Raw genomic sequence first — 20,333 nt, 5'->3', positions numbered from 1 at the left:
GTTAAGCGATTTTCAAACTTGCTGGTATTTATTAAATTTCTACATTTCGGCTATGTTTTCCTCTCCATTTCCTGAAGAAAATGATAACGCTCATGCGGGTTCCATCACTTTAACCGATGACAAAGGGCGATCGCTCGACTGTTATATAGAGCATCGCCTTGAGGTTGATGAGCAAGAATACGTTTTGCTTCTTCCTGTAGATTCACCTGTAGAAATTTTTTCTTGGGAAGGTGACGGTGAGGAAGAAGAAGCGGTTCTGGTAGAAGATGACGCCATCATTGAGCAAATTTTTGCTAATGCCCAAGCTGTACTATCTGAACAGAACCTGATATTGAAGAACACAGCTTATGCTCTGACTGTTGCAGGTGATTTACCGCCAGTGGAAGAATCAGAACTCTTCACCTTAGAAATCGAAGACGAAGGGGAAGATTTAGAGCCAGAACAATTACAGCTACTCGCTAGCTTCTATGATGAAGATCAGGAGTATGCAATTTATACACCTTTAGATCCCCTGTTATTTTTTGCACGGATAACGAAAACAGGTGAGCCTGAACTACTTTCTCCAGAGGAGTTTCGTAAAGTGCAACCTCTGTTAGAAGAACATCTTTTTAATGAAGTGGAATAAGATTAAAAATTCAAAATGTAAAATTTTCATTTTGAATTTTTAATTGAGAGTTTTCATTGTAATCAAAATCTACCTAAACTTTTTACCATGTCCCATTAAATGTGGAAACTATGAAACATTGACACTAAATTGGGACAATTAGTATTGTTTAAGATTCGGGAATAAGCATTTTGGTCGTGATTTTCAATTCCACGATCTAAAGCCAAAATTGGTATGATACCAATTCTGTATGAAGATACGCTAAACCATATTAGGAGTGAAGTATAAGAAAAAAACGAACCACAAAGGGCGCAAAGTACACAAAGAAAGAGAGAGAAAGAAAGAAAATTTGGCGCAGCCTCACAAAGAAATGTTATGAGTTGCTGAAAATGACTTATAGCGATTTTACATTAAGTAAATTTAAAAAGTCATTCAGCATCTGCATTCATGAAAAAACTGATTTATGTGCTGACATAAAACCTTTACAGGCAAGTGAGAAACTCAAAAATTCTTTAGAAGAAACTACAGAACTGGCTTTAGCAATTAATACTGAAAAAGCTCGTTCAGAAATGATTATCACTCCGATATTGTTGGAGGTAAGACGCAGGGCTAATTATCCAATTAGCTTATTTTTGGGAACAGACTTTAATGTAGATGCAGAAAAAGGTCTGACTGGATACTGTGACTTTATCATCAGTCGTTCTAAAGAGCAGCTAACGAATAATGTGCCAGTGGTGGTTATTATTGAAGCCAAAAATGAAAATATTAAAGGTGGATTAGGTCAATGTGCAGCCGCAATGTTGGCAGCACAATTGTTTAATCAACAAGAAGGCAATGAAATCAGAAAAATTTATGGTGCGGTAACAACAGGTGATATTTGGAAGTTTTTGAAGTTAGAAGAAAACGATATATTTATTGATTTGAATAATTATTACATCAAAGAGATAGATAAAATTTTAGGGATTTTATCTCAAAATGTTCAGGGAGACATTCCAGGATGGAGTTCGACTAACTAAACTATATTGGGTTATGCTCATTTGTCTTAGCTATCTAAATTTGACTGTTGACTTATGGTCTGGAACAATCTTTTACAGCCTGACTTGATTTTAGAAGGTTCAGTGTTGAACCTAACACCAGATATTATCCAAAAATACGGGCTTAAAGGGCTGGTATTGGATGTAGATGAAACTTTAGTACCCTTTACAGTCGGGATAGCTTCCCCAGAACTACGAGAGTGGGTAGAGCAAATCCGTACCTGTACTGCACTGTGCTTGGTGAGTAACAACCTCAGTGAAGCCAGAATTGGTGGAATTGCGCGATCGCTCAATTTGCCTTACTACTTAGGTGCAGCCAAGCCTTCCCGACGCAAAATTAGAGCAGCACTTAGGGGAATGGATTTACCAGTGCATCAAGTGGGAATGGTAGGCGATCGCTTGTTTACCGATGTCATAGCAGGTAATCGCCTGGGAATGTTTACCATTCTAGTCGAACCGATTGTTCATGCCGACGCGGCTCTCCGCTCTCATCCCATCCGCAACTTTGAAGTCTGGATATCTGAAATTCTGGGAGCTTCTATTACCCCCAAGAAAACCAAGATTCACAAAAGTTGAGAAATCGTCAGGAAAGTAAATCTAAAGAAATAGTTAAGGAATCTTACTGGAACCAAAAAATCGGGGATCATAAGTATTAATAACATGGGGTCAGCCAAAAAAGACCCTAACTCATACTAAGTAAATATACTTCCGTAAAGCGTCAACCTTCATTATAGAGGGATTGGCGATTTACAATTTCTTTAGTCATTTGTCATTTGTCCGTTGTCATTCGTCAGTTACTAATGACCAATGACCAATGACTAATGACCAATGACTAATGACCAATGACTAAAACAATTGTTGTCAAAATCGGTACTTCCAGCCTAACTCAACCAGAAACGGGACAATTAGCACTTTCTACTATTGCTACCTTGGCGGAAACACTCTGCAATTTAAGACGCCAAGGACATCGGGTGATTTTGGTTTCTTCTGGTGCTGTAGGCGTGGGGTGTGCGCGGTTGGGTTTAACTGAACGTCCTAAAGCGATCGCACTCAAACAGGCTGTAGCAGCAGTTGGACAAGGGAGGTTAATTCGGATATACGATGATTTATTTACTACCTTGCAACAGGCGATCGCCCAAGTATTATTAACTCGTAGTGACTTGGTACAGCGCAGCCGCTATCTCAACGCCTACAACACCTTTCAGGAATTATTGGGATTGGGAGTGATCCCCATAGTCAATGAAAATGATACTGTAGCGATAGACGAACTAAAATTTGGTGATAATGATACCCTTTCGGCATTGGTTGCCAGTTTAGTAGAAGCAGATTGGCTATTTTTACTTACCGATGTCGATAGGCTATACTCAGCCGATCCCCGTTCCGTGCCAGATGCGCGGCCGATAGCTCTAGTTAGTAGCATTAAAGAATTAGCTCAATTACAAATCGGTTCCCAAGGTTCTCAGTGGGGTACTGGTGGGATGGTGACAAAAATTTCGGCTGCGAGGATTGCGATCGCTGCGGGAGTACGTACCGTAATTACCCAAGGGCGATTTCCCCGGAATATCGAAAAAATTATCCAAGGCGAACTGATTGGAACGCATTTTGAACCGCAACCCGAACCAACTTCGGCGCGTAAACGTTGGATAGCTTACGGGCTTGTACCTGCGGGTAAATTGTATTTAGATGAAGGTGCGATCGCGGCAATTTCTCTAGCAGGAAAATCCTTATTAGCAGCGGGAATTAAGCTAGTAGAAGGAGAGTTTGAGACACAGGATGCCGTGCAATTGTGTGACACCGACGGTAATGAAATTGCCAGAGGACTTGTAAATTACAACAGCAATGAACTGCAAAAGATTTGTGGGCGTCATTCACGGGAAATTTCCACAATTTTAGGTTATGCCGGTGCAGAAACGGTGATTCATCGAGATAATTTGGTTTTGACTTAAAATGGAAATGAGATAAACTTTGTGACTACTAACTGAGAGAGTAAAAATTTATGACTCAAACGTTAGAAAATGCTGTTAACTTACCAGAAGAACAACGCTTCTTTCGACATGGGTTAAGTTGGGAACAGTTTAAAGCGATTCAAGCTAGTTTTGAAAATGTACCAGGAGTGCGCTTATTTTATTGTGAGGGAATTTTAGAAATTGTGAGTATTGGTAAGCCTCATGAGGCAATTAAGTGTTTAATTGGTTTGCTCTTGGGGCAGTATTTCGTGGAACAGGGCATTGAATTTTTCCCAGTGGGAGTTTTAGCCAGGTTATTACCAAGATAGTAGAATATCAAGCAGATTTATTCTTATTGCTTTGGAACGGACAAACCTGTACCAGACTTGTATATTGAAGTAGTGATTACTAGCGGCTGTCCCATCAAATTACAGAAATACAAATTAATGCAAGTCCCGGAAGTTTGGTTTTGGGAAGATAGTACATTTGAAGTTTACTGCTTACGAGAGCAAGAATATGAGAAAGTTGCTAATAGTGAGTTGCTAGCAGAATTAGATTTATCTCTGCTCAATCGTTGTCTTTTGTTATCGTCTCCCTTGGAAGCAATTAGGGAGTTTCGTCAAAATATTCAACAGTAATAGTAGGTTTAAATGAAAGAAAATATTTTAATATCGTTCAGAGTGTTAATTTTTTCATTAAACTCATAATTATAAGTCTAATAGTGCGACAACAATGAAGGCAGTTGGTGCATAGAGTAAAAGATATGCGCTCCAGATGCCTCAAGTAGATGAGCCTCACTTTGCTCGGTGTATCCTAAAACTCTCATACCAGCAGCAACACCTGCACGTACACCCAAAACGCTATCTTCGACAACAGTGCAAGATGGAGCTTGAAATCCCATATTTTTAGCTGCATATAAGAATAAGTCAGGTGCTGGCTTCCAACTTCCAATTTCATACGAGCTAAAGATACGTCCTTCAAATCGAGACAATAGATTAGTGACACGCAAAGCTAACTTAATCTTTTCGGGTGGGCCACTGGAAGCAACGCAAATAGGTAGATTAATCTTGTCTAAAGCTGCTTCTATTCCTTCTACAGGAAGTAATTCACGCTCGAATGCTTCAGCAGTACGGGTACGAAGCTGAGTTACAAAATCTTGTGGCATCTTCTTACCAAGTCTTTGCTCAATGACAGCAACACAATCAGCCATTTTGCAACCCTTAAATAAGAAAATAGCTTCTTCAAGTTTCATTGCAAGCCCAAACTCAGCGACAAATTTTACAAAAACGCGATTGCCTAATCTTTCGCTGTCTACTAACACTCCATCACAATCAAAAATAACTAATTCTGTTTGCACTAATACACTCCATGCCTCACTCATTTACAAATTTGGGATTGTCATAGAAGCGATCGCCACAGCCCCCCACAAAGGCGCATCATCACCCAGCACCGCCGGCACAATTTCAAAATCAACCTCCGGTAAAGCCGTCTCCCGTGCCACCTGACGCACCACCCGCCAAAAATCCTCCCCCGCCTTCGTCACACCGCCTCCCAACACAAAGCGCTGCGGATTCATCAAGTTCGCCACATTGCCAATACCCACACCCAGCGCCCAAGCAGCCTTGTGTAAAACTTCCTTAGCCAAATCATCCCCAGCCGCCGCCGCTTCACTTACCAACTGTCCCGTCAACAAAGTTAAATCTCCCCCCACTAAACCCCTCAAAATCTCTCCATCTCTGAGTCCTCCGCGCCTCTGCGGTACCCTCCGGGAAGCCGCTGGTGCGTCTACGTTTTCCAAAATTTCTCTAGCATTTTGCGCCATATAAGGCCCCGAAGCCAAACGTTCCACACATCCCCGCTTACCACACAAACAAACTGGCCCAGCCGGATCTACAACGATATGTCCAATTTCGCCAGCCATCCCACCAGCACCCCGCCAAGGCTGGCCATTGAGTATCCAACCACCACCTACGCCAGTGCTGACAGTTATATAAAACAGGCTATCGTATCCTTGACCAGCACCAAAGCGATGTTCTCCCAAAGCAGCAATATTAGCGTCATTATCTACATCAACAGGAACACCAAACTCCTCCTCTAATAAGGCTTTGAGAGGAATATTTTCCCATCCAGCCACATGATGAGATAGCCGCACCGTCCCCGTGGAAGCATCAACCGGGCCGCCAAAACTGACACCGATCGCAGCAGGTTTTGAATCTTCTAGCAGAAAGTAAATGAGCGATCGCATAATTTCCAAGTCAGTGCTAGCATTTGCACCTACTGGCGATAGACGACGTTCATAACGCAACCACTTTCTCGAACCAACATTTACCAATGCTGCCGCCAGCTTAGTTCCGCCAAAATCGAGAGCTAAAATTAATGTCATTCACTCACCTTTTATTACACCATCACACAACGTAGTTTCTTTCTGAAGAAAGATGTTTGCACTCAAGATACATTTAACACTAGAAAAAACTACACTATTATTTAGCAACTCATGACTCCCGATCAAACCGATCCACTTATCGATTTCTCTCAGGCCAAAGAACCTCCTCGCTCTCTTGATATTGATAAAGCTCAAGAGGCAGATCCCATTGAACCAGAAGAAGTTAGTGGACAGAGCAAGCAAAATCCCACTCCAGATGATTTGAATCGCGAAGATGAAGATCCCAGAATCGGGGGTAGTCAAATAATCAGTGGAAATATTTCAGCTGGGTAAATAGTTACTCACCTTTTTGTGAGTTGAGTACTCCATCAATAAACTGTTGCAATCGTTCATAATGTGAACCTTTCCAATAAATGCGATCGCAGTCTTGACAACGCTGGAATTGATCGATCTGCGCTCGCACTTTTTCTGGCACTTGTTCAATAATGGATTGCTTATCTACACATTCTAATAATCCATTGCAACGCAAACACCGTTTAAATGGTGCAATTAATTTAAATAAGTCGAAGCGTTGTAGTACTTCTATAATTTGTTGTTCAGGGTTAGTGTTTCTAACGTAATACCCATGCGTTACCAAACTACGCATCAATAGACCCTTATCACGAGTCAAGAGAATCTGCTCTTGGCTAGAGGATATTTGGGCTAATTTCTCATCCTCGTAGTCATTGCGGTATAAGGTATCAAAACCTAAAAGTCGTAACGATGTCGCCAACTTCCCCAAATGAATATCTAACACAAAGCGGATAATATTGAGCGGTTTTGGCAAAACAGAAATGCTTGGTATAATGACACTCCTAGCTGAAATTGGATAAACATTGATAGTATCTCCATCCGAAACTATGTAAGAAAAATTTACATATTCACCATTAACATTTATAAAATCAACTTCGGGATGAGGGACACCTAACGACTCAATCATGTCCTTAATTGAAGCTTTCTCCTCAAAAAAATGAGATATTTTCACCTGCTTGTGATGCCGTGGTAAAAAATGATTCAATTCTGCATGGAAGTAGAAATATGCGATCGCCATAGCCACAGACATTTGGATTACCTACTGGCAACAATTTGTCACAATTGCAAAACTCTATCTATTGTATGGAAAAATCAATACTTGTTAAAGTGAGGTATATCTACTATAAGATGCCCATTTACCTTAATTGAAACCATAAAGATTCTCAAATACTTGCATTTATTATTGAGTTCAGTTACAGTCAAATCAGATGCCTATCATCAAACTCTGACATGAGCTTCAGGAAGTTAGATTAGGTAAAAAGGTAAATAACAAGACTGTCAATGTTGATGTCAGTGACGCTGTTAATAATTTGTCACTAGTTTTCAACATTGATTTATCGTTCATGAAATATGGGGCACTAAAGCATTTACCCCTAATTGGGTTGTTTTTATTTTTCTAATTTAATTGAGAATTATTCGCAATATGTATAAACTTATAGATATATTAAAAGCAGATAGGGGAGAAAGATTTTTAAACTCGTATTGGCTGATTCCGCATCGCTCTTTAGGAATATCTTCTTCAAAAGAAAGACAAAAAACTAGATTTTTATATTTAAAAACAGGATTGCTAACTAATTATATAAATAACTTTAGCAAAACTTTAAACAAGTATCTTATAGCCAGCAATGTTTTTGGTTGTAGTATCGGCTACATTGATATTGTCAGCAAGTTAATCCTTGGTAACTCTCCAAGTAGGTTTGCATTTATCTAAAAGATTGAATTTATTTGATTTTACTCAAGAAAGCAAGTTCATAAAAACCGAGTTTCAGCAAGTGAAAATTTATAAAATACCAAAGAACAATAAAACTAGATACAAAATTAACGTCGCTCATACGGAAAAATCTATCTTGACACTATTTATCTTTATTGTGGAGAATTTATTAACCGGAAAGACCTCGATCAATAATGATCTTATAAAGTGGCTACCTAGTTTTAATAGGGAAATGAATATTGTTCTTTTTTATCTCCTTTAGCCAAGGATATTGTAGTGAAGAACACAAATGTATTTGGTAATACCTTTTGTCCATAAAATACGCTAATGAGTACAGCGAGATGAATACTTTTTTTTGTTCTGACGATTCACGGCAAATAGGAGAAGATGTTATTGGTAGCGCCACCAATTATCAAACTTATATTTTAGTTGAGTGTCCTTTACCTTGGACATCAGAAGCCTTTAATTCCAAATGGGTACCCCAGAATTTGAGGATTTTGGTAGAAGAAGTGAAGCGTACGAAACTACCGATTAGATTTCTTTTAATTGCTAATGATGTATCACACAAGGTAAATCACACTACACTTTTGATTTATCAAAAAGAAGAGGGTCTAAGTAATGGATACCATAAGCAAGAGTTTAAGCTAGCAAATATTGAGCAAGTAGCAGGAGTTGTCCAAAAGTGGATATGGGGTATCGATTCTAATTTTGAAGTCGAAACTAGTACAACTAGAGATATTTTAGTTTGTACCCACGGTAGCCATGATAAGTGTTGTGCGAGATATGGCGCTCCTTTTTACTTCCATGTGACAGCGAGTAATGCTGATTTGTGCTTAGATAATGTGCGAATTTGGAAATCATCGCACTTTGGTGGACATCGGTTTGCACCAACAGTCATAGACTTGCCAGAAGGAAGATACTACGGTCGTCTAGATCGAGATTCGTTTAGATCGATTTTGACTCGTACTGGTGATATTCAATGCTTAAATCAAGTCTATCGAGGCTGGGGAATTCTACCTGCTGCACTTCAGGTTTTGGAAAGAGAGTTAATCCTCTGTAAAGGATGGGATTGGTTTAACTACAAAGTTGCAGGCAAAATTTTAGAGCAAAGTTTAGACAATAGTACTATCTTAGCTGAACTTAGTTTTGAACAACCTTGTGGTTCTCTCTACACTTACCAGGCTAAACTTGTGAAAGATGAAACCAAGACTCAACAACTGAAGAGTTCATGTAATGCTACACGAGAGTTGGTAGTTACTAAATATGCTGTTGGTAGTTTTTGGATTACCTCTAGTAAGGTAATGAGTTATAGTACATAGAAGTAGAGAGAGAGTTTTTAAACGCAGAGGGACGCAAAGGGAAGCGCAGAGGAACGCAGAGTATTAATAAGTTTAGTTCGCTACGAATTAATTAAATACTGTATTTAGTATAACGCTACACAAATTCGTAATAAAATCTTTGTGTCCTTCTGCGTTTAAATTCCAAATCAAGATGAAGTCATATTTAAGACTTTTCGTAATAGTACTTGGTCTTCTAATTTGGCTTTTAAACGGCCATTTTCAATATCTCGAATCCAGCTTTGGCTTTTACCTGTGAGTTTTGCCAATTCTCTTTGGGAAAGATTCAAATTTTTTCGCGCCTGCAAAATCTGTTCGCCTAACAAATCGTTTGTAGCTTTGGGCTTCTTTTTGGCTTTAGCAGTTCGCCGTTGCTTTTTTTCCGATTCTGAGATTTGCTGTTCCCATTCTGGTGGGAGTTCAAAAGCTAAAATCCGTGCATTCATTAGTAGATTCCACTTACCACGGGGGCCTGTGTCTGTGAGGCGAGTTTCAGCACCACCGTCATTAGTCCAAAATTCTAATGCTTCATCTGGATCTTCGGGAAGATCAATTAACTTCGCCCACAAAGGTTGAATTTCTGGTGGGTAAGTAACTGGATCGAAAAGTGGCTTCATTCCATAGTGATTGAGAATTTCCAAGTCGCTTTCAAAGGTTCGCAGCAGACGTTTGCGTTCTTCCCGTTGTCTGGATGCAAGAGCGACTTTTTCTTCACCGTAAGCAATACGTAGCAAGGTAGGAATGGTAATGCGTTGTTCTTTGCCCATTTTGGTTTTAAACAGCAACCACAGCATTAACCGAACTGCGCCTTCATGTTGCTGCCAAATACTCATAACTGTGGTTAGCAGCGTTTTAGGGAGACTGCCGTATTGATAGAATGCGGTTCGTTCCTTACATGCTTGTTTATTTAAGAAATATTGTGCCCATAAGCCTGCTTTTACTTTAAAAGTTAGCCCAATCAGATATTTGCATCCATGATTGTCTTCTTGGAAGTGGTGCTGAATATCTACTAAGTGCCATAAGCGGCTGCTGACAAGAGAGAATCCGTTAATTCGACCTTGTTGCGGCCAGTCAATGGAGATAATTAGAGAACAAGCTTGCTGGACAAGATTTTTCATTAAAGCTAGCTTGGCAGCTTTGCTTAAGTCTTTGCGTTTCTCCATCCCCAAATATTTCTCGATTTGTCGTTCATCGATCGCAAATTCTTGCTCCCAAGGTTGCTCTAAGGCTGTGGCATAACCTGCAAAAATTAGATGTATGCAAGCGGCTCTAATATCAAGCCCTTCAATTGCTGCTATATCGGTGGCTTTGTCATTAACTTGGAATGGATCTTGGATGTGAAAGGCGATCGCACCTCTTCCTTGATTGACTTGTCGGCTGTAACTGATATAGCCTTCTTCATCGGTTTCCCAATGTAGGGATGTGCGTTGCGCTAGTACATTACAAGCTTCCCAAATTGCGATCGCTGAAGCAAATGGATTATTCTTACCATTAGAAAACAAGTCTAAGCTGCTAGCATCTCTTGGTTCAACTTTGCATCTCCCCTTTTTCGCCTGCCAAGGAATAGGAGAATTAGTTGGACAAGCTATTACACATTGTGGTTCTGAATAATAGCCCTCACAATTATTACAAAGACCAGGATCAACCCAGTATTCATTGTCCTCTATTCTGATTGCACCCGTAGGACATTGGGGGCGGCAGTTGTCACATCCAACGCAACTGTTGTTAGGAATTGTATAAGGCATTTGGCTCTTTTCCCACTCTAATCGTTGAGATGTCTGGCTCAGGTCTCCCCTAGATGAGTCCTGTTTATTCATGACTCCCTACCACATGATCTTTCTAGTGAGAATAATCTTTTCTCACTACGTTCGATTCCCACATCCACTTGTTAAATTCGCATCTTATTGCAAGCTATTTAAGACTCTGAAAACAGCCTAATAAAACTTCTTATTAACTATACATTTCATGAAAAAAATGATTATTTTGTTCGTCTTGAGCTTAGTAAAAAATCTTAACATTTATTTAATTAGGTAATTAATGAACATTTTAGCTTTGACCATAAAACCTTATGCAAAGTATTTTTAGGAAATGTTTAAGCCTCCTGCAATTGAACACCCTCTGATTTGTTAATAATTTTAATATTTAAGGCATCATAATATTCTGCCATAAAGTTTACAGTTCCTTTATAAATTAATTCTGTGTATTCAGATGAAATAAGAATATTGCTTTTGTCACCATTTAACTAAATATTTAAATCAAAATAAATTGAAAATTGTTGCTTTCTAAAATACATATTGCATATATCAAAATGTAACTGGCGAACATTTATTATGGTATATATGTATACTGTTTATATAATTTTATTTGCCTAAATCAAAAAATATTTGAAAAAGAATATCATTACTCTTAGAGATATAGTTGCATTTGCTGGAAATAATAGTTAAATCAGCAGCTATAAATCACATAGACATGAAGCTTTACGGGAGCATCTCAATGAGTGTAAAAACACGCCTGCCCTGGCGAATGGAATTCGCTGCTCATGGGCTGCTACCTATAGTTAGACATTAAGCCTCTGACTCAATGAATGCGTTTATATGTAGAGCGTGGGAAGCAGGAATACTAAATATTCATAAGAATTATTTGCAATAAATTTTATCTATAAATTGAAATAAAAAACAATTCAGCATTGTGTTCAAAGTCATCGAAAATTTATGTGATAAAAGTAATTTTTGAATACAAAAGAATAAAAGATTAGGATAATATGATGATTAATGCACAAACAGATTGACAGGCAAAATTGCTGAGGATTTATTCATGGCACAACTAACAGGTTTGACATTTGGCGGTAAGGCTTGGACACCAAAATTTGCTCAGGAAATCGACAAGGATAAATGTATCGGCTGTGGCAGATGCGTTAAAGTATGTGGCTACAATGTGCTTGGTTTGAAAGCACTCAATGAAGAAGGCGAATTTGTGGAAGATGAAGATGATGAAGAAATTGAACGGAAAGTAATGGCAGTTACTTCTCCAGAAAACTGTATTGGTTGTGAAGCGTGTTCGCGGATTTGTCCGAAGAATTGCTACACCCATGTTGCAGTAAATAATTAAGATATTTGGAGTTAGTCAAAATTTTTGTTAATTCAAGGAGGCACTGTTTGTAAAAAGCGAAAATGCGCTAGGCAAGGTAACTTGAGGGGAATACTAAGTGTTTACTGCAACTAATAAATAGTTCACGGTAAACAAATCCGTAAATCGTAAAATGTTAACTATTAACAAATTTAAACTTGCTGCTAATATAGCCTAATCAATATTAGGTCAACAGTGCCCTCTTGGAATAACTAGCTTTTTTGAAAGCAGGGGGCTAACTTTTTCATAGGAGTTGAAATATAATTTGTAATTTTCTGGGGGAAAGATATGGAAAAAATCTGGAATTTTCCCCCTTTTTTTATGGCTGCACGTTAGAAAGTTAATAAGTGAAAAGGAAATAGGAAATGGGGAATAGGGAATGGGGAGTAGGTAACAATGCCCAATGCCTAGTGACGGCAGTTGCTCCACTTGGGGAGACCCCAAGACCGCACTGCCTCCCCAATGCCCAATGCCCAATTCTCAGAAAATAACACCTCAAAAGACGGTTTACAAAGCAGGTAGCATGTATGCAACAAGTTCCTGTTTCACTATGGACTCTGGTTGCTGGGATAGTAGTTACAGCAATCAGCATTTGGATTGGTCAAAACCACACTCTCATGCCGGTGCAGGCATCGTTACAAGCGCCTTTGGTAGACGGTTTTTTCAACGTCATGTTTACCATTGCGATCGCACTCTTCTTGGTGGTAGAAGGAACAATTGTAATGTTTTTGATTCAGTTTCGTCGCCGTCGGGGTGACGATACCGATGGCGTGCGGGTGGAAGGCAACGTTCCCTTAGAAATCTTTTGGACAGCAATTCCCACAGTGATTGTCCTCGGCTTGGGCATCTACAGTGTAGATGTTTTTAATCGAATGGGCGGCTTTGAGCCTGCCGGCCATCCTCATTCAGCAGCTCATGTTGCTCATATACCGGGAAGTGCGATTGCTGCTACACTCAGCGATACTTCTGAAGCAACAACTGCCCCAGCAATCGCCCCGACAATTGGTATTGGCGCGTCTCCTCAAACCCTAAACAAACCAGCTGATTTAGTTGTTGATGTCAAAGGGATACAGTACGCCTGGATATTTAATTATCCCGATAGTGGCATTACCTCTGGGGAATTGCACATACCCGTCGGTGCTGATGTGCAACTCAACCTTTCAGCACAAGATGTAATTCATTCATTCTGGGTGCCAAACTTTAGGCTGAAGCAAGATGCGCTTCCTGGTATCCCTACCGAACTGCGATTTGTCGCCACCAAGCCAGGTACATATCCCGTAGTTTGTGCTGAGTTGTGCGGTGGTTATCACGGTTCAATGCGGACACAGGTAATTGTCCACACACCAGAAGAATATGATAGCTGGCGGACAGAAAACCAGATTGCTCAACAGCAAAACCTAAATCAAGTCGTTGCAGTTAATCCAGCCGACTTATCAACATCAGAGTTTCTCGCGCCCCACACCCATGAGATGGGAATTAGTGCAGCAACTTTAGAGTCATTGGTCATTGGTCATTAGTTATTGGTCATTAGTTATTGGTCATTGGTCATTAGTCATTGGTCATTAGTCATTGGTCATTAGTCATTGGTAACTGACAAATGACAACGGACAAATGACAACGGACAAATGACAACGGACAAATGACAACGGACAAATGACAAATGACAAAGGATAAAGGATAAAAATATGACGCAGGTAGAATTTCCACGAAATACTCCACCAGAAGAAAATAAACCGAAAATGGTGACTGGCCACACCTCCCATCCGAAGGCGTGGAAATGGCAGGACTATTTTACATTTAATGTTGACCACAAGGTTATTGGCATTCAATACCTAGTGACGGCGTTTGTGTTCTATCTCATCGGCGGACTGATGGCTGTTGCTCTCCGTGTGGAATTAGCAACACCAGATGCAGACGTACTCGACCCCAATCTGTATAACGCTTTCATGACCAATCACGGGACGATCATGATCTTCCTGTGGATTGTCCCAAGCGCCATTGGGGGATTTGGTAACTATTTAGTGCCCTTGATGGTTGGTGCCAGGGATATGGCGTTTCCCAAGCTGAACGCGATCGCTTTTTGGTTAAATCCACCAGCAGGTGCGCTCATTTTAGGTAGTTTCATTTTTGGTGGTTCGCAATCTGGTTGGACAGCTTACCCACCTTTGAGCTTGGTGACAGCACCAATCGCTCAAACTATGTGGATATTAGCGATCGTTTTGGTAGGAACTTCTTCAATTTTGGGTTCACTGAACTTTGTGATCACCATTTTGATGATGAAGGTTCCCAGCATGAAATGGGATCAAGTACCCCTATTTTGCTGGGCAATCTTGGCTACCTCACTGTTGGCACTTCTCTCCACACCTGTATTAGCAGCCGGTTTAGTTCTGCTGTTGTTTGACCTCAACTTTGGCACCTCCTTCTTTAAACCAGATGCAGGCGGTAACGTTGTAATTTATCAACACTTGTTCTGGTTTTATTCTCACCCGGCAGTGTATTTAATGATTCTGCCCATCTTCGGCATCATGTCGGAGGTAATTCCAGTTCACGCCCGCAAACCAATCTTTGGTTATAAAGCGATCGCTTATTCTAGTGTAGCCATCTGCGTTGTCGGTTTGTTCGTCTGGGTACACCACATGTTCACCAGTGGCACACCCGGCTGGATGCGGATGTTCTTCACTATCTCCACTCTTATAGTTGCAGTTCCCACTGGCGTGAAGATTTTTGCTTGGGTTGCTACCCTTTGGGGTGGTAAAATCCGCTTCACAGGTGCGATGCTTTTCGCCATTGGCTTGTTATCAATGTTTGTCATGGGCGGCTTAAGTGGTGTGACGATGGGAACAGCCCCCTTTGATGTTCATGTCCACGACACATATTATGTAGTAGGACATTTCCATTACGTTCTGTTTGGCGGTTCCGTGTTTGGCATCTACGCCGGTATTTATCACTGGTTCCCCAAAATGACCGGACGAATGCTGAATGAAAACTTGGCACGCATTCACTTTGCCCTTACCTTCATCGGTACTAATCTAACCTTTTTACCCATGCACGAGTTGGGTTTAAAAGGAATGCCGCGAAGAGTGGCAATGTATGACCCCCAATTTATCGACCTTAATCAAATTTGTACCTTTGGTTCATTTGTTTTGGCGATATCGGTAATTCCTTTCACCATCAACATGATCTACAGTTGGCTGAAGGGGCCTTTGGCTGGTGATAATCCTTGGCAAGCTTTGACTTTAGAATGGACAACTAGCTCACCACCTGCAATTGAAAACTGGGAAGTATTGCCTGTTGTGACTCATGGCCCTTATGACTACGGTCATGGTCATAGTACAGAAGTACAGCCATCTGCAACACCAGAAGCTAGTGCTTAGTTCGTAAAGTGAGTGATGCGATCGCTCTCAAGGTGACTGCAAGTTTTATTCATTTGAGTTCAGAACATGAAAGGCCGAGTTCTGAACTCGAAAGGCCGAGTTCAGAACTCGAAAGGCCGAGTTCTGAACATGAAAGGCCGAGTTCAGAACATGAAAGGCCGAGCTTGGAACTCGAAAGGCCGAGCTTGGAACTCGGAACTCCGAGTTCAGAACATGAAAGGCCGAGCTTGGAACTCAAAACTCCGAGCTTGGAACTCGAAACTCCGAGCTTGGAACTCAAAACTTGTGCTTCAGAACTCGAAACTCGGAATTTTGAGAATTCCTGAACAAGTCAAGAGTTAAGTTAAACAAGGATTTTGGATGAAGAATGAAAATTTTGCCGCTTCAGACTTCATTCTTCATTCAAGCTTCCACAACAGACACAGTGGATAATATTGTCAAAAAATCTATGACTATAGCTACAACCACAAGCGAAGATCACAGTGCAGGACACGAAGAACATCCAGATTTAAGGGTTTGGGGACTTTTGACATTCCTCGCCTCTGAATCCCTGATGTTTGGAGGATTTTTTGCCACCTATTTGTTTTTCCGAGGTACTACAGCGGTTTGGCCTCCAGAAGGGAGTGAAGTAGAACTACTTGTACCGACCATTAACACCATTATTTTGGTGTCTAGTAGTTTCGTGATTCACTTCGGTGATACAGCGATTAAAAAGCATAACCTCAAGGGAATGCAACTGTGGTATGCAATTACTGCAATCATGGGGGCAATTTTCTTAGGTGGTCAGGTTTATGAGTATTCAACATTAGGATACGGAATGACTACCAACGTCTTCGCCAACTGCTTTTATATCATGACTGGGTTCCACGGTTTGCACGTTTTTGTGGGACTGTTATTGATATTACGTGCATTGTGGCGATCGCGTCTTCCCGGTGAATATTCTGCAACCAATCATACTTTCATCGAAATGACAGAAATTTACTGGCACTTCGTAGACATTATTTGGATTGTTTTATTCACCTTGGTGTACGTTCTTACTTTGTTTTAACAAAAGTTAGGAGTGAGGAGTGAAGAGTTAAGAATTTATAACTTCTAACTCGTAATTCACAACTTCTAACTCATAACTCCTAACTCCTAACTCTCCAGGACTTTATTATGCAAGCTAATACAAACCAATTCTCATGGTTCCAGGTTCCAGAAGACATTAAAAACTTATTAGTTTTAGCTGCACAAAACTGGGACAATACATCAGAATCCGAAAAATATATTCAACAAGCTTTAGCACAAACTGGTGAAAATACAGATGTCTTGGTAGCAGCATATAGATTTTTCTATTATAAAAATAATTATTCTCTTGCACTACAAACAACAGCCAAATTATTAGATAAAATTAAAGAACTAGAAAAATTTCCTGATGACTGGGAGCAACTTAAGCCTATACTAGTCAATCGCAAAGAAGAACCACAAATTCGATTGTACTTAAATGCTTATGCTGCTTCTGGATTAGTACTAGCAAAGTTAGGAGAAATTGAGCAAGCAAAACAGATCAGCACCAGAGTCAAACAAATAGACGATAAGAATGATTTTGGTTCTGGGATTCTGCTGGATATTTTGACACGTCCAGCAGAAGAAGACGACTAATTAGTCAATGCACTTCTCGACAAGAAAGAGTGGGGAGATGAGGGAGCAGGGGAGCAGAGGAGACAAGGGGCAATTATTGAACAAGTCTCTACCTTGTCTCCCCCTTGTCTCCCCCCTCTTCCTTGTCTACCTTGTTTCTTCTCCATGCCCAATACTTCTCTACGAGAGGCGGCGCCAACAGCTTCTCTACGAGACGCTATGCGTTAGCGGAGCTTTCGCTTTAGCGATACGCTCAGTACAAGTGCCCAATGAATGCCCTTTTTGTGAAAAATCATGAACAATTGGTTATCTACCAGATCATACTCGTCTTACTCCTTATTAGGAGCAGCTACTGATAGTAACTCTATCTTTCCTCCTATCACTATACCTACTAAACTTCCTGTAGGTAATATTCCTAATGTCTCTCCGATTCTGATCGTCCAATCTTCTCCGTTATCAATTTAAAAGTTATGAAAGGTAGGGATTGGCTGCTAACGGGGGATGGTCAGCATCAAGCTTGTAAATCTGTGAGAGCGTGGGATTTATTGAGAGAAAATTACCGCCTTTATCGGTTTTTAACTGAGGTGGAAGATGTTCTCAATAGTGGCGATAATGAAGTCAGTTGTCTGCCAGAAATTCGGATGCTCGTAAGGCGCTTAATAGTAAATTCCTACTGGGTACGAAGTCAACATTTAGAGCCTTCGCCCAAAACGGGAACCTCTGTTTTACTCCTATACGATGAATTGGGTTTTCCCTTGACTGTGCAAACAGTAACATTTGCACCGGGAACCCGATCAAACATTCATAATCATGGGACATGGGGAATAGTCGCGGTGTTAAAAGGTCAGGAAAAAAATACTTTTTGGCGACGCACTAATAGCCCCGAATTTCAGGACAAAATTGAAGAAACAGGAGAGGTAACTCTATCCCCAGGAGACATTATTAGCTTTACTCCCGATGCAATTCACTGTGTAGAAGCAGTAGGTGATGAACCAACTGTGACTTTTAATATCTACGGCGAAACCGATCCGAATGAGAGATTTGAGTTTGACCCGATTAAGTATAGTGCTAAAAACTTTTAGCATCATGCAGTAGGGGCGCACAGCCGTGTATTGGTGTCAACTTAAGCTGAAACTTCTTTAAAAACTCGTTTCTAGCCTCTGCTGGAAATGCAACTCAAAAGCGGCTCTGCCGCCAGCAAGAGAGGCGGAGCCTCAAGAACGAGCATTCTCAGTCGGAGACTGGGAACGAGGCAATCTAAAAGCTAGTTCTAGACTTGCTTTCACGTTAAGTTGACACCAATGATAGCCGTGCGTCCCTAGAAACGAATCGTATTCTACTAAGAGGTAGTTAAATGGCAAGAGTAATTTTCTATAGCAAACCAGGCTGTAAAGGTGGTACTAAGCAAAAAGTTTTGCTAACAGCTGCTGGTCATGAGGTGATACCACAGAACCTGCTAACAGAAGCTTGGACAGTTGAGCGGTTGCGTTCTTTTTTTGGCGATCGCCCCGTAGCCGAATGGTTTAATCTTTCCGCCCCCAAGGTAAAATCTGGTGAGGTGGTTCCTGAAAAAATCGATGCCCAAACCGCCTTGACGTTGATGCTGAAAGAACCACTGCTAATTCGCCGTCCTTTGTTAGAAGTAGGCGATCGCCGTGAGGTAGGATTTGATGTACAAAAGATTGATACTTGGATTGGCTTACAAGCTGTGGATGAATCCTTGCAAGAAATCAGCGACAAGCTGATGAAGCAAGATTTGCAAAACTGCTCCCACGGTCCTGGTCATCATCACCATAATCATTAGGATGGCTGTAACCATCATGATGAACAACATCAAAAGCAAGCCAGCCAGCTTAAGTTATTAGACTTCTTGCATGAATCAAAAGCCCTCTCCCAAGCTTGGGAGAGGGCTTTTGAAATTGGCTCTAGTCTTTAGCTAACTTGTTGTTGGATGTGTAGTAAACCTTACTACCAGTATCAGGTACAAAATGGCAGCTGACACATGAACGCCATAATGACTTCCAAATAGGTTCTTCCGATTTGTGGAAATACTCACCCATCACTGGTTTTATTGCCTCAGTTGCCTTCAACAAATTGTAGTGAGGGATGTTAAGGAATATATGGTGAGCAACATGAGTACCAATATCGTGATGGATATGATTAACCAAACCATAATCACGGTCAATACTAGAAATTGCACCTTTCAGGAAAGTCCAATCTTCTCCACGATACCAGGGAAGCTCTGCCTCAGTGTGGTGCAAGAATGTCACCAAATCTAGCCAAATGATGAACACAAGATAGGGTACAGCATAATATTTCAGCAACCACATCCAACCCCATTGGTAGGTGAGAAATCCTAGCAAGCCTACCATACCAATCAAAAGTACAGTGCTAGTGAGAACATCCCATTTTTCTGATGATTTGAAAAGGGGACTGCTGGGCAAAAAGTGAGAGCCTTCCTTATTAGGAGAACGCTTAAACAAATACACAGGATAAGCCAAGAGAAAAACATAATATCTGCCTATCTTTTGCGCTAAGGGCATCTCCTTATATTGTGATTCTGTCACAGGATACCAGCTTTCATCATTATCGATATTGCCAGTATTTTTGTGATGGGTTCTATGGCTGATTCGCCAACCATGATAAGGAACAAGTATTGGTGTGTGAGAAAGATGTCCAATCAAATCATTGAGCCATTTGTGCTTAGAAAAAGATTGGTGTCCGCAGTCATGCCCGACTACAAACAAAGCCCAAAACATCGTTCCTTGCATTAGCCAGAAAATCGGGAAGAAAAGCCAAGAATCCAGGTAATTAGCTACTGCATAAAGCAAACCGATAATCAGGATGTCACGAAAAAAGTAAAAAAGTGATTTTGTTACATTGGGCTGAAAGCATTCAGCGGGGATTGCAGATTTTAAATCTTGAAGAGTGAAAGGTAATTTAGTTGTATCCTCAGACGTTTCGTAGCCAGTAGGATTATTGAACGTGACGAGATTTGATTGCACTGGATTCTTTTGTTGGATATAAATCGGAACTTTATTTGAGACAAGATAATCTCACCTCTAGGATGCCCACGAAACTAGCGATCGCTAACACCAAAGAAGATAAATTTTGGCAATTTACCTA

Annotated in this window: 22 protein-coding genes; 17 read left to right on the top strand and 5 right to left on the bottom strand. The window is 40.6% G+C overall.

All coding sequences use genetic code 11. The features are described 5' to 3' along the window. Positions 1–52 precede the first annotated feature (52 nt). The 6 genes from HWQ43_RS27785 (at position 53) to HWQ43_RS27760 (ending at position 4,222) form a co-directional block, all read left to right on the top strand. On the top strand, positions 53–625 hold the full coding sequence (locus HWQ43_RS27785) for a DUF3727 domain-containing protein (protein WP_292739658.1): 573 nt from the start codon (positions 53–55) through the stop codon (positions 623–625). A gap of 368 nt (positions 626–993) precedes the next feature. Next, positions 994–1,620 (top strand): hypothetical protein, encoded by a 627-nt coding sequence (locus tag HWQ43_RS27780; RefSeq protein ID WP_292739656.1) that lies wholly within the window; start codon positions 994–996, stop codon positions 1,618–1,620. A gap of 54 nt (positions 1,621–1,674) precedes the next feature. Further along, positions 1,675–2,214: a YqeG family HAD IIIA-type phosphatase gene (locus HWQ43_RS27775; protein ID WP_181930350.1), complete on the top strand. Its 540-nt coding sequence runs from the start codon at positions 1,675–1,677 to the stop codon at positions 2,212–2,214. A 266-nt stretch (positions 2,215–2,480) separates the two neighbouring features. Next, positions 2,481–3,584, top strand: a complete 1,104-nt coding sequence (gene proB / locus HWQ43_RS27770; RefSeq protein ID WP_292739652.1) for a glutamate 5-kinase — start codon at positions 2,481–2,483, stop codon at positions 3,582–3,584. A gap of 50 nt (positions 3,585–3,634) precedes the next feature. After that, entirely contained in the window at positions 3,635–3,913 is a 279-nt protein-coding gene (locus HWQ43_RS27765) for a hypothetical protein (protein ID WP_292739650.1), read from the top strand. Between the two features lie 57 nt (positions 3,914–3,970). Beyond that, positions 3,971–4,222, top strand: coding sequence for a Uma2 family endonuclease (locus HWQ43_RS27760; RefSeq protein WP_292739648.1), 252 nt, complete (start codon positions 3,971–3,973; stop codon positions 4,220–4,222). A 77-nt stretch (positions 4,223–4,299) separates the two neighbouring features. On the opposite strand, the gene HWQ43_RS27755 is transcribed toward HWQ43_RS27760, so the two are convergent. Continuing rightward, the gene (locus tag HWQ43_RS27755; protein WP_292739646.1) at positions 4,300–4,965 is read right to left on the bottom strand and encodes an HAD family hydrolase; all 666 of its coding nucleotides are present in this window, start codon (positions 4,963–4,965) and stop codon (positions 4,300–4,302) included. Beyond that, positions 4,966–5,967: an ROK family protein gene (locus HWQ43_RS27750; protein ID WP_292739644.1), complete on the bottom strand. Its 1,002-nt coding sequence runs from the start codon at positions 5,965–5,967 to the stop codon at positions 4,966–4,968. A gap of 111 nt (positions 5,968–6,078) precedes the next feature. Between HWQ43_RS27750 and HWQ43_RS27745 the strand changes: the two genes are divergently transcribed. Then, the gene (locus HWQ43_RS27745; RefSeq protein WP_292739642.1) at positions 6,079–6,300 is read left to right on the top strand and encodes a hypothetical protein; all 222 of its coding nucleotides are present in this window, start codon (positions 6,079–6,081) and stop codon (positions 6,298–6,300) included. A 4-nt stretch (positions 6,301–6,304) separates the two neighbouring features. Here HWQ43_RS27745 and HWQ43_RS27740 read toward each other — a convergent pair whose 3' ends face one another. Then, positions 6,305–7,057, bottom strand: a complete 753-nt coding sequence (locus tag HWQ43_RS27740) for a Mut7-C RNAse domain-containing protein (protein ID WP_292739727.1) — start codon at positions 7,055–7,057, stop codon at positions 6,305–6,307. 405 nt (positions 7,058–7,462) lie between these two features. Here HWQ43_RS27740 and HWQ43_RS27735 point away from each other — a divergent pair, with 405 nt between their 5' ends. Both HWQ43_RS27735 and HWQ43_RS27730 read left to right on the top strand, forming a co-directional pair. Continuing rightward, entirely contained in the window at positions 7,463–7,750 is a 288-nt protein-coding gene (locus HWQ43_RS27735; RefSeq protein WP_292739640.1) for a hypothetical protein, read from the top strand. Between the two features lie 341 nt (positions 7,751–8,091). Then, positions 8,092–9,069 (top strand): sucrase ferredoxin, encoded by a 978-nt coding sequence (locus tag HWQ43_RS27730; RefSeq protein ID WP_292739638.1) that lies wholly within the window; start codon positions 8,092–8,094, stop codon positions 9,067–9,069. A gap of 167 nt (positions 9,070–9,236) precedes the next feature. Here the strand turns inward: HWQ43_RS27730 and HWQ43_RS27725 are convergent, their stop codons facing one another. Then, on the bottom strand, positions 9,237–10,832 hold the full coding sequence (locus HWQ43_RS27725; RefSeq protein ID WP_292739725.1) for a helix-turn-helix domain-containing protein: 1,596 nt from the start codon (positions 10,830–10,832) through the stop codon (positions 9,237–9,239). Between the two features lie 1,069 nt (positions 10,833–11,901). Between HWQ43_RS27725 and fdxB the strand changes: the two genes are divergently transcribed. The 8 genes from fdxB to HWQ43_RS27685 all read left to right on the top strand — a co-directional run bounded on the left by fdxB (position 11,902) and on the right by HWQ43_RS27685 (position 19,011). Continuing rightward, complete coding sequence (gene fdxB, locus HWQ43_RS27720; RefSeq protein WP_012407144.1) at positions 11,902–12,195, top strand: ferredoxin III, nif-specific; 294 nt, start codon at positions 11,902–11,904, stop codon at positions 12,193–12,195. Between the two features lie 545 nt (positions 12,196–12,740). Further along, the gene (locus HWQ43_RS27715) at positions 12,741–13,730 is read left to right on the top strand and encodes a cytochrome c oxidase subunit II (RefSeq protein ID WP_292739635.1); all 990 of its coding nucleotides are present in this window, start codon (positions 12,741–12,743) and stop codon (positions 13,728–13,730) included. A gap of 168 nt (positions 13,731–13,898) precedes the next feature. Further along, positions 13,899–15,587, top strand: a complete 1,689-nt coding sequence (gene ctaD / locus HWQ43_RS27710; protein WP_292739633.1) for a cytochrome c oxidase subunit I — start codon at positions 13,899–13,901, stop codon at positions 15,585–15,587. 8 nt (positions 15,588–15,595) lie between these two features. After that, positions 15,596–15,913: a hypothetical protein gene (locus tag HWQ43_RS27705; RefSeq protein WP_292739630.1), complete on the top strand. Its 318-nt coding sequence runs from the start codon at positions 15,596–15,598 to the stop codon at positions 15,911–15,913. 122 nt (positions 15,914–16,035) lie between these two features. Continuing rightward, positions 16,036–16,635 (top strand): heme-copper oxidase subunit III, encoded by a 600-nt coding sequence (locus HWQ43_RS27700; protein WP_292739723.1) that lies wholly within the window; start codon positions 16,036–16,038, stop codon positions 16,633–16,635. A gap of 107 nt (positions 16,636–16,742) precedes the next feature. After that, positions 16,743–17,228, top strand: coding sequence for a hypothetical protein (locus HWQ43_RS27695; protein ID WP_292739627.1), 486 nt, complete (start codon positions 16,743–16,745; stop codon positions 17,226–17,228). Positions 17,229–17,677: 449 nt separating this feature from the next. After that, positions 17,678–18,289: a cupin gene (locus HWQ43_RS27690; RefSeq protein WP_292739625.1), complete on the top strand. Its 612-nt coding sequence runs from the start codon at positions 17,678–17,680 to the stop codon at positions 18,287–18,289. Between the two features lie 272 nt (positions 18,290–18,561). Next, positions 18,562–19,011, top strand: coding sequence for an ArsC/Spx/MgsR family protein (locus HWQ43_RS27685; protein WP_292739623.1), 450 nt, complete (start codon positions 18,562–18,564; stop codon positions 19,009–19,011). Between the two features lie 121 nt (positions 19,012–19,132). Here the strand turns inward: HWQ43_RS27685 and HWQ43_RS27680 are convergent, their stop codons facing one another. Then, positions 19,133–20,212 carry a fatty acid desaturase gene (locus HWQ43_RS27680; protein ID WP_292739621.1) on the bottom strand — a complete coding sequence of 360 codons (1,080 nt, stop codon included), beginning with the start codon at positions 20,210–20,212 and terminating at the stop codon, positions 19,133–19,135. Between the last annotated feature and the right edge of the window lie 121 nt (positions 20,213–20,333).

Origin of the sequence: Nostoc sp. JL31 (genome assembly GCF_017114965.1) — a bacterium.
GTDB classification, from domain to species: domain Bacteria; phylum Cyanobacteriota; class Cyanobacteriia; order Cyanobacteriales; family Nostocaceae; genus Nostoc; species Nostoc punctiforme_A.
Note: the sequence above shows the minus strand (reverse complement) of the source record. Positions and strands in the feature narration are given on the sequence as shown.

Bases quoted from the DNA above. Each gene is read 5' to 3' on its own strand.
- fdxB (WP_012407144.1), top strand. From the start codon at position 11,902: ATGGCACAACTAACAGGTTTGACATTTGGCGGTAAGGCTTGGACACCA.
- HWQ43_RS27775 (WP_181930350.1), top strand. From the start codon at position 1,675: ATGGTCTGGAACAATCTTTTACAGCCTGACTTGATTTTAGAAGGTTCA.
- HWQ43_RS27700 (WP_292739723.1), top strand. From the start codon at position 16,036: ATGACTATAGCTACAACCACAAGCGAAGATCACAGTGCAGGACACGAA.
- HWQ43_RS27780 (WP_292739656.1), top strand. From the start codon at position 994: ATGACTTATAGCGATTTTACATTAAGTAAATTTAAAAAGTCATTCAGC.
- HWQ43_RS27755 (WP_292739646.1), bottom strand. From the start codon at position 4,965: ATGAGTGAGGCATGGAGTGTATTAGTGCAAACAGAATTAGTTATTTTT.
- HWQ43_RS27690 (WP_292739625.1), top strand. From the start codon at position 17,678: ATGAAAGGTAGGGATTGGCTGCTAACGGGGGATGGTCAGCATCAAGCT.
- HWQ43_RS27785 (WP_292739658.1), top strand. From the start codon at position 53: ATGTTTTCCTCTCCATTTCCTGAAGAAAATGATAACGCTCATGCGGGT.
- HWQ43_RS27685 (WP_292739623.1), top strand. From the start codon at position 18,562: ATGGCAAGAGTAATTTTCTATAGCAAACCAGGCTGTAAAGGTGGTACT.
- HWQ43_RS27740 (WP_292739727.1), bottom strand. From the start codon at position 7,057: ATGGCGATCGCATATTTCTACTTCCATGCAGAATTGAATCATTTTTTA.
- HWQ43_RS27730 (WP_292739638.1), top strand. From the start codon at position 8,092: ATGAATACTTTTTTTTGTTCTGACGATTCACGGCAAATAGGAGAAGAT.
- HWQ43_RS27725 (WP_292739725.1), bottom strand. From the start codon at position 10,832: ATGCCTTATACAATTCCTAACAACAGTTGCGTTGGATGTGACAACTGC.
- HWQ43_RS27735 (WP_292739640.1), top strand. From the start codon at position 7,463: ATGTATAAACTTATAGATATATTAAAAGCAGATAGGGGAGAAAGATTT.
- HWQ43_RS27715 (WP_292739635.1), top strand. From the start codon at position 12,741: ATGCAACAAGTTCCTGTTTCACTATGGACTCTGGTTGCTGGGATAGTA.
- HWQ43_RS27765 (WP_292739650.1), top strand. From the start codon at position 3,635: ATGACTCAAACGTTAGAAAATGCTGTTAACTTACCAGAAGAACAACGC.
- HWQ43_RS27695 (WP_292739627.1), top strand. From the start codon at position 16,743: ATGCAAGCTAATACAAACCAATTCTCATGGTTCCAGGTTCCAGAAGAC.
- proB (WP_292739652.1), top strand. From the start codon at position 2,481: ATGACTAAAACAATTGTTGTCAAAATCGGTACTTCCAGCCTAACTCAA.
- HWQ43_RS27745 (WP_292739642.1), top strand. From the start codon at position 6,079: ATGACTCCCGATCAAACCGATCCACTTATCGATTTCTCTCAGGCCAAA.
- ctaD (WP_292739633.1), top strand. From the start codon at position 13,899: ATGACGCAGGTAGAATTTCCACGAAATACTCCACCAGAAGAAAATAAA.
- HWQ43_RS27750 (WP_292739644.1), bottom strand. From the start codon at position 5,967: ATGACATTAATTTTAGCTCTCGATTTTGGCGGAACTAAGCTGGCGGCA.